Origin of the sequence: Amycolatopsis sp. Hca4 (assembly GCF_013364075.1) — a bacterium.
Taxonomy (GTDB): domain Bacteria; phylum Actinomycetota; class Actinomycetes; order Mycobacteriales; family Pseudonocardiaceae; genus Amycolatopsis.
This window is the reverse complement of sequence record NZ_CP054925.1, coordinates 1,558,493-1,571,153: the sequence shown is the minus strand read 5'-3', so window position 1 is coordinate 1,571,153 and position 12,661 is coordinate 1,558,493. Positions and strand designations below refer to the sequence as shown.

At 73.7% G+C, this 12,661-nt stretch carries 10 protein-coding genes; 7 read left to right on the top strand and 3 right to left on the bottom strand.

The window, feature by feature from the left end; all coding sequences use genetic code 11:
• Positions 1-4: 4 nt before the first annotated feature.
• The gene (locus tag HUT10_RS06775; RefSeq protein ID WP_254896721.1) at positions 5-1,429 is read left to right on the top strand and encodes an aminotransferase class V-fold PLP-dependent enzyme; all 1,425 of its coding nucleotides are present in this window, start codon (positions 5-7) and stop codon (positions 1,427-1,429) included.
• 187 nt (positions 1,430-1,616) lie between these two features.
• Positions 1,617-2,975 (top strand): beta-1,3-glucanase family protein, encoded by a 1,359-nt coding sequence (locus HUT10_RS06770; RefSeq protein WP_176170378.1) that lies wholly within the window; start codon positions 1,617-1,619, stop codon positions 2,973-2,975.
• A gap of 138 nt (positions 2,976-3,113) precedes the next feature.
• Here the strand turns inward: HUT10_RS06770 and HUT10_RS06765 are convergent, their stop codons facing one another.
• Positions 3,114-4,154, bottom strand: a complete 1,041-nt coding sequence (locus HUT10_RS06765) for a helix-turn-helix domain-containing protein (protein WP_176170377.1) — start codon at positions 4,152-4,154, stop codon at positions 3,114-3,116.
• Positions 4,155-4,340: 186 nt separating this feature from the next.
• Here HUT10_RS06765 and HUT10_RS06760 point away from each other — a divergent pair, with 186 nt between their 5' ends.
• A complete protein-coding gene (locus tag HUT10_RS06760; RefSeq protein WP_176170376.1) occupies positions 4,341-6,614 on the top strand; it encodes a LuxR C-terminal-related transcriptional regulator in 2,274 nt (757 codons plus the stop codon).
• A gap of 10 nt (positions 6,615-6,624) precedes the next feature.
• On the opposite strand, the gene HUT10_RS06755 is transcribed toward HUT10_RS06760, so the two are convergent.
• Positions 6,625-7,494, bottom strand: a complete 870-nt coding sequence (locus HUT10_RS06755) for a fumarylacetoacetate hydrolase family protein (RefSeq protein ID WP_176170375.1) — start codon at positions 7,492-7,494, stop codon at positions 6,625-6,627.
• 152 nt (positions 7,495-7,646) lie between these two features.
• On the opposite strand from HUT10_RS06755, the gene HUT10_RS06750 reads away from it, so the two are divergent.
• Positions 7,647-7,994 carry a GntR family transcriptional regulator gene (locus HUT10_RS06750; RefSeq protein ID WP_176170374.1) on the top strand — a complete coding sequence of 116 codons (348 nt, stop codon included), beginning with the start codon at positions 7,647-7,649 and terminating at the stop codon, positions 7,992-7,994.
• A gap of 21 nt (positions 7,995-8,015) precedes the next feature.
• Positions 8,016-8,522, top strand: a complete 507-nt coding sequence (locus tag HUT10_RS06745) for a hypothetical protein (RefSeq protein ID WP_176170373.1) — start codon at positions 8,016-8,018, stop codon at positions 8,520-8,522.
• Positions 8,523-8,527: 5 nt separating this feature from the next.
• Here the strand turns inward: HUT10_RS06745 and HUT10_RS06740 are convergent, their stop codons facing one another.
• Positions 8,528-10,528: an APC family permease gene (locus HUT10_RS06740; RefSeq protein WP_176170372.1), complete on the bottom strand. Its 2,001-nt coding sequence runs from the start codon at positions 10,526-10,528 to the stop codon at positions 8,528-8,530.
• A gap of 150 nt (positions 10,529-10,678) precedes the next feature.
• Between HUT10_RS06740 and HUT10_RS06735 the strand changes: the two genes are divergently transcribed.
• Positions 10,679-11,359 carry a response regulator transcription factor gene (locus HUT10_RS06735; protein ID WP_176170371.1) on the top strand — a complete coding sequence of 227 codons (681 nt, stop codon included), beginning with the start codon at positions 10,679-10,681 and terminating at the stop codon, positions 11,357-11,359.
• Complete coding sequence (locus tag HUT10_RS06730; protein WP_176170370.1) at positions 11,356-12,660, top strand: sensor histidine kinase KdpD; 1,305 nt, start codon at positions 11,356-11,358, stop codon at positions 12,658-12,660. The genes HUT10_RS06735 and HUT10_RS06730 overlap by 4 nt, the downstream gene beginning before the upstream one ends.
• The last annotated feature ends 1 nt before the right edge of the window (position 12,661 follow it).

Below are 12,661 nucleotides of genomic sequence, written 5' to 3'. Positions count from 1 at the left end.
GCCGATGGACCGGAACGAAGGTGTCCTGCACGCGGGGCCGGCCGGGTTCGCGGAGCTGGCCGCCGTGCTCGGCGACGCCGTCCGCGAGGTCGGGGCCTGGATGGCGGAGTACGGCGGCTACCACCCGCACCCCTCGCAGGACGTGCCGCTCGCGCGGTTCCGGGAGGCGACCGCGGACCTGCACCGGCGCCTGCGGGACAACTACCCGTTCTTCCACCCCCGCTACGCCGGGCAGATGCTCAAGCCGCCGCACCCGGCGGCCGTCGCCGGGTACCTGAGCGCGATGCTGATCAACCCGAACAACCACGCCCTCGACGGCGGTCCCGCCACCGCGGCCATGGAAAAGGAGGTCGTCGCGGACCTCGCGGCGATGTTCGGCCTCCCGCAGCACCTGGGGCACCTGACCAGCAGCGGGACGATCGCGAACCTGGAAGCGCTGTTCGTCGCCCGCGAGACGCACCCGGGCAAGGCGATCGCGCACAGCGCCGACGCGCACTACACCCACGGGCGGATGAGCCACCTGCTCGGCGTCGAGGCCGTTCCGGTCGCCACCACCCCCGCCGGGACCCTCGACCTGACCGCGCTCGAAGACCTGCTCCGCACCGGTCGCGTCGGCACCGTGGTCGCGGCCACCGGCACGACCGGCCTCGGTGCCGTCGACCCGGTCGGCGAGATCGTCGCCCTCGCCCGCCGGTACGGGGCCCGGGTGCACGTGGACGCCGCCTACGGCGGCTTCTTCCGGCTCATCGCCGACGACACCGCCGACGGCGTGGCTTCGGCACCGTTCCGCGCGATCGCCGACGCCGACTCGGTGGTGATCGACCCGCACAAGCACGGGCTGCAGCCCTACGGCTGCGGTGCGGTGCTCTTCCGCGACCCGTCGGTCGCCCGCCACTACCTGCACGACTCGCCCTACACCTACTTCACCTCCGATGAACTGCACCTCGGCGAGATCTCCCTGGAATGTTCGCGGGCCGGCGCCGCGGCCGCCGCGCTGTGGCTGACGTCGCAGGTCCTGCCCCTGACCCCGGATGGGCTCGGTGCGGTGCTCCGGCCCGGGCGCCGGGCCGCGCTCGCCTGGGCCGGCCTGATCGGCGGCAGCGCCGAGCTGGCGCTGTTCCAGCCGCCGCAGCTCGACATCGTCAGCTGTTTCCCGGTGCGCGAAAGCCTTTCCGAGATCGACCGCGTCAGCGCCCACGTACTCGACGCCGGGATGCGCCGCCCGCCGGAGGAGGCGGTGTTCGTCGCGACCTACACCGTCACCGGGGCCGACCTCGCCCGCCGTGGCCACACCGTGCGCGACGACGTCCCCCGCGGCCGGATCCTGCGGAGCGTCCTGATGAAGCCGGAGAACGAAGCGCAGGTCCCCGATCTGCACCGCGAAGTCGTCCGGTTGAGCAGCACCGCCGCGGACGTGCGGCCGGGGTAGCGAACGCAGCTGCACGGCCGGTCCCGATCTGTCAAGGGTTGACAGGGCGGGTGCCGTGGTATGAACCTTTCTACCGATCGTTCCCGCCGGCCCGCGAGGGCATCCGCCCGGCGCTCAGGGACGAGCCGGACCACGCCGCGCCCGCACGGGCGGCCGGTCCGTCCGTTTCCCGGCCTGGGAGGAATCCATGCTCACGTACGCCCCGCGGCACCGTCGCCGCGGATCCGGTGCCCGCTCGGTGATACTGGCGGCAGCTCTCGCGGTCGCCGCGCTCGGGGTCGCCGTCCCGGCGGCGCACGCCGCCGACCCGGTGATCTCCCAAGGGAAAACCGCCACCGCGTCTTCGGTGGAGAACGCCGGCACGCCCGCGGCCGCCGCGGTGGACGGCAACACCGGTACCCGGTGGTCCTCGCAGTTCAGCGATCCACAGTGGATCCAGATCGACCTCGGCGGCGCCGCGACGGTCAGCCAGGTCGTGCTGCGCTGGGAGGCCGCCTACGCCACGGCCTACCAGATCCAGCTGTCCGACAACGGTTCCAGCTGGTCCACTGTGTACCAGACGACGACCGGCACCGGCGGCACGCAGACGCTGGGGGTGACCGGTTCCGGGCGGTACGTGCGGCTGTACGCGACCGCGCGGGCCACGCCCTACGGTGTCTCGCTGTGGGAGTTCGAGGTCCACGGCACCGGCGGCGGGACGACGCCGCCCGGCGCGGGGACACCGCCCGACTCGTTCTGGGGCGACACCGCCGGCATCCCGGCCGCGCGCAACGTGCTCACGGTCAAGGTGCTCAACCGCACCAACGGCAAGTACCCGGACAGCCAGGTGTACTGGTCCTTCGGCGGCCAGACCCACTCGATCGCCGAGCAGCCCTACCTCGACATGCCCGCCAACTCGGCCGGGCGGATGTACTTCTACCTGGGCACCCCGAACGGCCAGTACGCCGACTTCATCGAGTTCACCGTCGGCCCGGACGTGTTCAACGGAAACACCACCCGGGTGGACGCCTTCGCGCTGAAGCTGGCCATGCGGCTGCACGCCCACGACGGCTACGACGTGCAGGTCGGCGACGCCTACGAGCTGTTCCAGGAGGACCGCTCGGCCACCTTCGCCCGGTTCCAGAGCGAGGTGCCGACCGAGTTCAAGGGCCTGGCGACGGTGAACGCGCCGTACCGGATCCCGGCCCCGGGCAGCGCCCCGGACTTCCGCAGCGGCGGCAAGTACGCGAACTACTTCACCTCCTACGCCCAGTCGGTGGGGGTCAACGAGCCCACGTCGAACATCACCGGCTGCGCCGGATCGCTCGCGGGCAACCCGGACATGTGCGCGGCGCTGAACCGGCACACGGCCCACCTGCCGCAGTCGCAGTGGCAGGACGTGTCGCGGTACTACCAGGCCGCGCCGGCCAACTACTACGCGAAGTTCTGGCACGACCACGGCATCAACCGCCTCGCGTACGGCTTCCCGTACGACGACGTGGCGGGTCAGTCCTCGTTCGTCTCGCACGGGGACCCGCAGTGGCTGGTGGTCGCCGTCGGCTGGTGACGAGCGGGCCGGCCGGACCGCCGCCGCTGAGGTGGCCGGTCCGGCCGGCTCTTGTTCGGTACGGGCTGATTCGGCCGGGTCCTGTTCGGGTGCGGGGTGCGTCGGGGTGGCTGGTTCGGGGACCCGCTCGGCGCGCGCTCAGGCGGCCGGTCCGGCCAGCACCCGCTCGGCGCGCAGCGCGATGCGCAGGGTGAGCCGTTCCCCGGGGTCGTCCAGGCGTGTCCCGAACAGCGCGCGCAGCCGGCGAAGGCGGTTGCGCGCGGTCTGCGGGTGGATGCCCAGCCGGGCCGCGACTTCGGGGGCGCCGCCGCGGGCGTCGAGCACCGCGGCGAGGGTTTCGGCGAGCTTGCCGCGCCGGTTCCCGGGCAGGTCCGACAACGGTTCGAGGCTGTGCGCGGCGAGGGCGCCGGTCAGCAGCTCGTCGGCGGCCAGCCAGTGCGTGGTCAGGTGGTCGGGCCAGCGGAGGAGGCGGTCGCGGGGGAGGATGCCGCGGCCGCGCAGCTCCCACGTCCGCCGGGCCCAGCGCAGCGAGGTGGCCGCCTCGGCCGGGGCGACGGCCGGTCCGGTCGCGGCCGGGCCGTCGCCCAGGAACCGGGCCGGGTCGGCGTCCGACGGCAGCAGCGCGTACGGCGGTTCGGCGGTGGGGTCGGCGAGCAACCCGGCGCCGGGCCGGGGGACGGCCCCGACGGCGGCCACCACGCGCTCCGGCGGGGTCCAGTCCACCCGCTCGGCCAGTTCGGTCCACGGACGGCCGGCCAGCAGCGCGCGCAACAGCTCACGGCGCAGGTCGGTGGCCGAAGGCGGGGAGACGGCCCGGAAGGCCTCGGTGGACAGGCGGATCAGGACGTCGACGCACCGGAACACCGCGTCCACCCCGGCGGCGACCACACCCCGGGGCGTCCGGCGGTCCAGCTCGGCCAGCAGCGGGAGGGCGCACCGGCCGCCCGCCTGGTAGGCGCGGGAAAGCCGGTCGAGGTCGGCGCCCGCCGCGGCGCCCGCGCGGCGGAAGGCGTCCGCGCCGGTCCCGGCCCGCGAGCCGCCGAGCAGCGCGGCCACGAACTCGGTCGCGCCCGCGTCGAACAGCGCGGCGTGCTCGGGGACGGCGTGCCGGATGCCGGCCACGATCGCGCGGGCCAGCACCACCCCGGCGCCGGTGTGCAGGGGCTGGGAGACGGTCATCGTCGACCTCCGGAGCGGGCGGGCATCGCTGGCGCGCCGAGTCTGGCCGCCGGGCGCCGCCGGTCGCATCGAGGAAAAGACGTATTCGCGGCTACGTACCCGCGTCGGCCGATCGGCGCAGCGGACGTTGGGCCACATGGACACCGGGGCGGCGACCGATCAAGATGGGGGCCGGAGGAACGGCCGGTGAGCGATGACGGCGGCGTGGCCACGCGACGGGACCTGACGAGTTACGTGGGCCGCGCCGAGGACGAAGCCCGCGTGCGGCGGCTGCTGGGCGAGGCGCGCCTGGTCACGCTGACCGGGCCCGGCGGCGTGGGCAAGACCCGGCTCGCCGGCCGGGTCGCCGGCTCGGTGACCCGGGCGTTCCCGGGCGGCGTGGTCGTCGCCGGCCTGGCCGGACTGCGCGACGGCACCCTGGTCACCCGCGCCCTCGCCGACTGCCTCGGCCTGCACGACACCACCGCCCGGACCGCGCGGGAGACCGTGCTGGCCCACCTGCGCGACCGGCGGGCGCTCCTGCTGCTCGACAACTGCGAGCACCTCGTCGCCGACTGCGCCGAGCTGGTCGACGCGCTGCTGCGGCACTGCCCGGACCTGGTGGTCCTGGCGACCAGCCGGTGTTCGCTCGGGGTCGCGGGCGAGCGGATCACGCCGATCGCGCCACTGGCCGTGCCGCCGGAGGACGCCCGGACCGCCGAGGACGCGATCGCCTACGACGCCGTGCGGCTGTTCGCCGACCGCGCCGCCGAAGTGCTGCCCTCGTTCCGGCTCGAGGACGACGTGGCGTCCGTCGTGGGGGTGTGCCGCCAGCTCGACGGCCTGCCGCTGGCCGTCGAGCTGGCCGCCGCCCGCATCCGCGCGCTCTCGCCCGGCCAGATCGCCGAGCGCATGGGCGACAGCCTGGCGCTGCTGACCACCGGGGCGCGGTCCCGGCCCGAGCGGCACCGCAGCCTGCGCGCCACCATCGAGTGGAGCCATTCCCTGTGCACCGAAGGCGAACGCGCGGCCTGGGAGTGCTGCGCGGTGTTCGCGGGCGCGTTCGACCTGTCCGCCGCCGAGGACGTCTGCGCGGTCGCGGGGCTCGACGGCTTCGCGGTGCTGGACGCGGTCGACGGCCTGGTCGACAAATCGGTACTGCTGCGCGTCGACGGCGCGACCGGCGTCCGGTACCGGATGCTGGAGGCGTTGCGTGAGTTCGGCCAGGAACGGCTGGCCGCCACCGGGACCGCCGAGGAGGTGGCCCGGCGGCACCGCGACCACCACGCGCGGCTGCTGGCGCAAGCCGACGCCGAGTGGTTCGGCCCCCGGCGCGAGGACTGGTTCACCCGCCTGTCCGAACGGCACGCGGACGTCCGGGCGGCGCTGTCGTGGTCGCTGCGCACCCCGGACGAGGCGGCGGTCGCGCTCCGGATGGCGGTCGCGGTCCTCGAATACTGGACGGCCCGGGGCGCGGCGGGGGAGCTCCGGGAGTGGCTGGACCGCGCGCTCGCCGTCGCCGCCGAGGACGCTCCTGGCCGCGCGACGGCGCAGGCCCGGGCCGCCCTGTGCGCCGCCTTGCACGCGGATCTGGACGGGGCCCGGCAGCGGCTGAAGCTCGCCGAAGCCGCCGTCGACGAGGACGCGGTGCCCTACCTCCGCCACGCCGAGGCGTTCGTGGCGATGATCGCGGTCGAGCCGTACGCGCTGGAGAACGCCGCCGAGGCCGTGCGGATCTTCGGGGAGCAGGGCGCGCCGCGCAAGCAGCTGCACCCGATGTTCATCCAGGCGGTGGCCACGGCCTTCCGCGGCGACCTGCCCGGCGCCCGGCGGCTGCTGGAGGAGATGCTGCGCCTGTGCGCGGAGGCGGGGGACGAGGCCTACCGGTCGATGGCCCTGTTCGGGCTGGGCACGGTCGAGATCTTCTTCGGCGGGGACCTCGACGTCGGTGAACACGCGATGCGTGACGCGCTGGAGATCGACCTGCGCGGGCTCGACGTGCTGTCGGTGGCCTACCGGGTGGACGGGCTGGCCTGGGCGTCGGCCCGGCGCGAAGACTGGCCACGCGCGGCGCGGCTGTTCGGCACGGCGGCGACGGTGTGGGATCGCTGCGGAGCCGAGCCGGACATCGCCGTGTCGCTGGCCCACCGGCAGCTGCTCGCGGCGACCCGTGGCGCGCTCGGCGAGGCCCGGTTCGAGGAGGCGTTCGCCGAAGGGCGCGGGCAGAACCCGCACGACATCCTCGCCCCGGCGTCGGCCGCGAAATGCGGTGAGCCCACCGGGAGCGCGGTGCTGCCGCCGCTGACGCCCCGCGAGTCGGAGATCGCCCGGCTGGTCGCGACCGGGCTGAGCAACCGCGAGATCGCCGTCCGGCTGGTCATCGCCCAGCGGACCGCGGAGACCCACCTCCAGCACATCCTCAACAAACTGGACCTGGCGAACCGGACGCAGGTCGCGGTGTGGGTGAACGAGCGGGCCTGACGGCGGCCGTTCAGCGCTCGGCGAGCGCCCGGCGCACCTCCTCCGCGCCCAGCACGACGGGGGAGTGCAGCGAGCCGACCTCGTTGATCTCGATCTCGACCACGTCTCCCGGTTGCAGCCCCTGGTCGAGCCCCGGCACGACGGAGGTGCCGGTCGAGAGCACGGCGCCGTCCGGGAAGTCGTTGTCCCGCCACAGGTATTCGACCAGTTCGGCGGGTTTGCGGTTCAGCTGGGCGGTGTTCGCTTCGCCGGCGAACACCTCGGCGCCGTCGCGCCGGATGCGCATGCGCAGGGCGAGGGCGAGCACGTCCGGCACCTCCCACGCCGGGCGCACCCGGGCCGACACCGCGCACGAGCCGGTGTAGATCTTGGCCTGCGGCAGGTACAGCGGGTTTTCGCCTTCGATGCTGCGGGAACTGACGTCGTCGACCACCAGGTACCCGGCGATCTCCCCGCCGGCGGTCAGCAGCAGGCCGAGTTCCGGCTCCGGCACGTTGTTGGCCGAGTCGGCGCGGACCGCGATCGGCTCGCCGTCGGTGACCACCCGCCAGGCGGCCGACTTGAAGAACAGCTCCGGCCGTTCCGCCCGGTACACCCGCGCGTAGACATCCTCGTCGACGCTCTCCTCGCGACGGGCTTCCTCGGACCGCAGGTAGGTCACCCCGGCGGCCCACACCTCCATCCGCCCGTCGAGCGGCGGCAGCAGGCGGGCGCCGGCGACGGGTTCCCCGGCGGCTTCGGCGAGTTCACGGATCTCCGCCACGGGGCGGCGGAGCAGGTCGCTCATCGACGTGACCGCGAGCGGCCGCAGTTCGTCGCCGGTGAGCAGGCCGACGCGGATGTCGCCGGTTCCGCCGGCGAATCGCACCAGGTGGGTCATTCCGGACCTCCTCGTTCGTGTCGAACCTACGGAGTCCGGCAGCCGGCGGGCAACCATTGCCGGCGTATGACGACCTATTCGCCGGCGCTGGTCGCGACGAACGGGCCGGCGCGTTGACCGAGTGCTCGGATGGTGCTAATAATACTAGCACCATGAGATGGGAAGTGGATCATTCTTCGGGGGAAGCGCTGCCGCTGCAGATCGTGGCTTGCGTGCGGCGGGGCATCGCTTCGGGCGAGCTCGCCGTCGGGGTTCAGCTGCCGCCGGCGGCTGAGCTGGGGGCGGCCTTGTCCGTCGACCGCAACACCGTGCTGGCCGCCTACCGGAAGCTGCGTGACGAGGGTGTCCTGGAGTTCCGGCGAGGCCGCGGCGCGCGGGTCGCGGCCGCCGTCACCGAGCCGGCTCCGGTCACCGAGGCCGCGCGGGCGCTCGTGGCGGTCGCCCGGCGGCACGGCCTCGGACGCGCCGAACTGCTTCGCCTCATCGAGAAGATGACCTGACAGTCGAGAGGACGGTGCCCGATGACGGCATCCGCAGTGCCCGGCCCGGGCCGGTACTCGGTCTACACCGGCCGGGTGACGAACTGGCCGTTGCTGGTCGTGCTGAGCGCCGCCCTGCTGGTACCGCTGCTGTCACTGGGCGGGCTGTCGCACGGCGGCTGGCTCGACCCCGACGGCCCCGCCGTCCCGCTCGCCGTGGCCGTGGCCGCCGTGCTCGTCACGGTGCTGGCCGGGCTGCGGGTCAGGACGGCGGCGGGGCCGAACGGGGTATCGGTCCACTGTGGAGCGTTCGGCTGGCCGCGCCGCACGTACCGCCTGGCCGAGATCGACCGGGCCGAGGTGACCGACCTGCGCTCGTCGCTGTGGCGCCTGCCCCTCGGCTTCTGGTGGACCCCGCAGCACACCTACTACACGCTCCGCGCCGGCACCGCCCTGAGGCTGACCCTGCACACCGGCCGCACCGTGACGATCACCGTCCCCGACCCGCACGCCGCGGCCGCGGTCGTCCACGAGGCGAAATCCGCCTGACGCCCTCAGCCCGGCCGCCGGGTGGTGGTGACGCCGCGGCGGATGTCGCCCGGGAGGGGGCGGACCCGGTGCAGGTCGCGGCGGGTGGTGGAGTGCAGCTGCCACGGCACGCTGGTCACCATCACGCCGGGCTCGAACAGCAGGCGGCCCTTGAGGCGCAGGGAACTCTGGTTGTGGAGCACGTTTTCCCACCAGCGGCCGACTACGTATTCGGGGATGTAGATGCAGACGACGTCGCGGGGGCTGCCGCGGCGGAGGTTCTTGACGTACTGCACGACCGGCCGGGTGATCTCGCGGTACGGGGACTCGATCACCTTGAGCGGGAGTTTCATCCCGCGTGCTTCCCACTGGCGCCGCAGTTCGCGCGTGTCGGCGTCGTCGACGTTGACGGTGATGGCGCTCAGCGTGTCCGACCGGGTGGCGCGGGCGAAGGCGATCGCGCGCTGGCTCGGTTTGTGCAATGTGGACACCAGGACGATCGCGTGGACGCGGCTGGGCAGCAGCTCGCTTTCCTCGTCGGGCTGGAGTTCTTCGCGGACGTGGGTGTAGTGGCGGTGGATGGCGCGCATCAGGCCGTAGAGCAGCGGGATGGCGATGACGACCAGGTACGCGCCGTGGCTGAACTTGGTGACCAGCACGACCACGAGCACGATCGCGGTGAGGAACGCGCCGACGGCGTTGCTGAGCCGGGAGCGCCGGATGGCGGCGCGGCCGGTGGTGGCGGTGGCCAGCTCGCGGTTCCAGTGCCGGACCATCCCGGCCTGGCAGAGGGTGAACGAGGTGAACACGCCGAGGATGTAGAGCTGGATGAGGCGGGTGGTGGAGCCGTCGAAGGCGAAGATCAGGATCCCGGCGACCAGTGAGAGGGCGATGATCCCGTTGGAGAAGGCGAGCCGGTCGCCGCGGGTGTGCAGCTGGCGGGGCAGGTAGCGGTCCTGGGCCAGGATCGAGGCCAGCAGCGGGAAACCGTTGAACGCGGTGTTGGCGGCCAGGATCAGGATCAGCGCGGTGGCGGCCTGCAGGACGTAGAACAGCACCGCGTGGTCGCCGCCGAAGACGGCCGCGCCGATCTGGCTGATCACGGTGCGCTGGGGGTCGGTGGTGCAGTCGCCGCGGAAGCCGGCCAGGTCGCAGGTGTTCTCGGCGATGTGCACCTTGGTGATCAGCGCCAGCGCGGTGATGCCGCCGAACATGACCACGGCGGTGACGCCCATGGCGGTCATCGTGCGGGCGGCGTTGAGCGCCTTCGGTTTGCGGAACGCGGGGACGCCGTTGGAGATGGCCTCGACGCCGGTGAGCGCGGTGCAGCCGGAGGAGAACGACCGCAGCAACAGGAAAACGAGGGCGAAACCGGTCAACCCGGCCTGTTCGGGCCGGACGGTGTAACCAGCGCTTTCGGAGACCGGCGGGTGGCCGGTGGCGACGCGGGCGAAGCCGGCCGCGATCATCAGCACGACCGTGGCGATGAACAGGTAGGTCGGCGCGGCGAAGGCGCGGCCGGATTCGCGGATGCCGCGCAGGTTCATCGCCGCCAGCAGCACGATGAAGCCGATGTCGAGCAGGATCCGGTGGTCGTTCAGCTCGGGGACGGCGGAGATGATGTTGTCCACTCCGGACGCCACCGAGACGGCGACGGTCATGATGTAGTCGACCATCAGCGCCCCGGCCACGACGAGCCCGGCGTGCGACCCGAGGTTGCGGGAAGCGACTTCGTAGGAGCCGCCGCCGCTGGGGTAGGCCTTCACGACCTGCCGGTAGGAGATCACCACCACGGTCAGCAGCACGGCCACGCCCAGGCCGACCCACGGGGCGAGGGTGAAGCAGGCGAGGCCGCCGATGGAGAGGATGAGCAGGATTTCCTGGGTGGCGTAGGCGACCGAGGAGAGCGGGTCGCTGGCGAAGATGGGCAGCGCGAGCCACTTCGGCAGCAGGGTCTCGCCGAGGGTGTCGCTGCGGAACGGGCGGCCGACGACCAGCCGCTTCAGCCATGAGGTGGGTGCCGGCACGTACCGCAGCGTGCCTGCCGGCTCCGGCGAGCGGCGTAGGGAAATCGTCAAGATGTGTGGATCGGCGTAGGGAAATCGTCAGTGTCCGTCGCGCGCTCGTCAGGTTCCCGTCAACGGCATCGGGTGACCGGCTGCCTCTAAGCTGACGGGGTGGACGAGCCGACCCCGCCGCGCGTCTTGGTGATCGAGGACGCCGAAGCGATCCGCGTGCCGGTCGAGGCGGCGCTGGCCGACGCCGGTTTCTCGGTGCGGTCGCGGCCCGATGGCGCCCAGCTGGAGGCGGAGCTCACCCGCAGCCGTCCGGACCTGGTGGTGCTCGACGTGCTGCTGCCCGGCCGGGACGGGTTCGAGCTGCTGCGGGTGATCCGGCGGAACTCCGCCGCCGGTGTCGTGATGCTCACCGCGCGGGACGGCGTCGAGGACCGGCTGCGCGGGCTCGGCGAAGGGGCCGACGACTACGTCGTGAAGCCGTTCGTGCTCGCCGAACTGGTCGCGCGGGTGACCGCCGTGCTGCGCCGGACCGGGCGCACCCGGCCGGCCGTCGAGGTGGGGGACCTCGTGATCGACGTCGAGGGCGGGCGCGCCCGCTACGGCGGCACCGACGTCGAGCTGACCTCGACCGAGTGGAAGGTGCTCGTCTACTTCGCCCAGCACCGGGACCGGGTGGTGTCCAAGACCCAGGTCCTCACGGCGGTCTGGGGCTACGGCGACTCCGCCCCGAACCTCGTCGAAGTCAACGTCAGCACCCTGCGCCGCAAGCTCGAAGCGCACGGCCCGCGCGTGCTGCACACCGTGCGCGGCCAGGGGTACGTCCTGCGCGGCGAGCCGTGAGCCTGCGGACGGCGTCGCTGCGCCGCCGGGTCACCGTGACCGTGCTCGTGGTGCTGGCGGTGGTGCTGGTCGCCGTCGGGTTCGTCGTGGACGCGGTGTTCCGCGCGCAGGCCGAGCGGGACGTCAACGCGGTGCTCACCACCCGGGTCCAGCTCGCGCAGCAGCTCGCCAAGCAGAACGTGTCCCCGCGGACCCTGGTGCGGCGCATCGAGACGCGCGGCGTGGTGGGCTCGCTGACCCTGCCGGACGGCTCGGTCTTCGGCTCCCCGCCGCTGCCGGCGGGCGCCCGGATCCGTCAGGTCCGCGCGACGCTGTCCGGGCCGCCGCGGATCGACGGCGCGAAGCTGACGCTCACCGCCGACGAGTCCCTGATCGCGGCCGCCGAGCGGAGCCTGCGGTGGGTGCTGGTGGCCACCGGCCTTGCCGCGCTGGCCGTCGCCGCGGTCGCGCTGCTGCTGGCCGTCCGGTTCGCGCTCGCCCCGCTCGACGCGATGACCCGGCTGGCCCGCTCGATCGTGACCGGCGAGCGCGGCGGCCGGCTCGCGCCCGAGCGGACCGGCACCGAGCTGGGGCGCGCGGCGGCCGCGTTCGACTCCGCGCTCGACGCGCTCGAAGGTGCCGAGGGCGCGGCGCGGGCGTCCGAAGAGCGGACGCGGCGGTTCGTCGCCGACGCGGCCCACGAGCTGCGGACCCCCTTGGCCGGTGTGCAGGCGGCGGCCGAGGCGTTGCTGCAGCAGCCCCCGGACGCGCCGCACGAGCAGCGGGAACGCCTGCAGCTGCTGGTGGTGCGCGAATCGCAGCGGGCCGGCAGGCTCGTCGCCGACCTGCTGGACCTGGCCCGGCTCGACGCGGGCGCCGAGCTCGAACGGGCCCCGGTGCCGCTGCGGGAGCTGGCCGTGGCCCAGGCCGAGCAGGTCCGGCTGACCGCGCCCGGTGTCACGGTCGAGGTGACCGGGCCGGACACGACGGTGCTCGGCGACCGGGCCCGGCTGACCCAGGTCCTCGCCAACCTGACCGGCAACGCCGTCCGCGCGATGGACGGCCGGGGCACGCTGACCCTGGAGGTCACCGGCGACGGGGTGACGGTGACCGACACCGGCCCGGGCGTCCCGGCGGGGGAACGCGAACGGATCTTCGACCGGCTCGTCCGCCTCGACGCGGCCCGCAGCCAGGCCGGCTCGGGTCTTGGCCTGCCCATCGCCCGCGGCTTCGCCCGGGCGCACGGCGGCGACCTGTGGTGCGAGGCGGCGCCGGGCGGGGGCGCGCGGTTCCGCCTGACGGGCCTGCCGTCCGTGCCGTGAC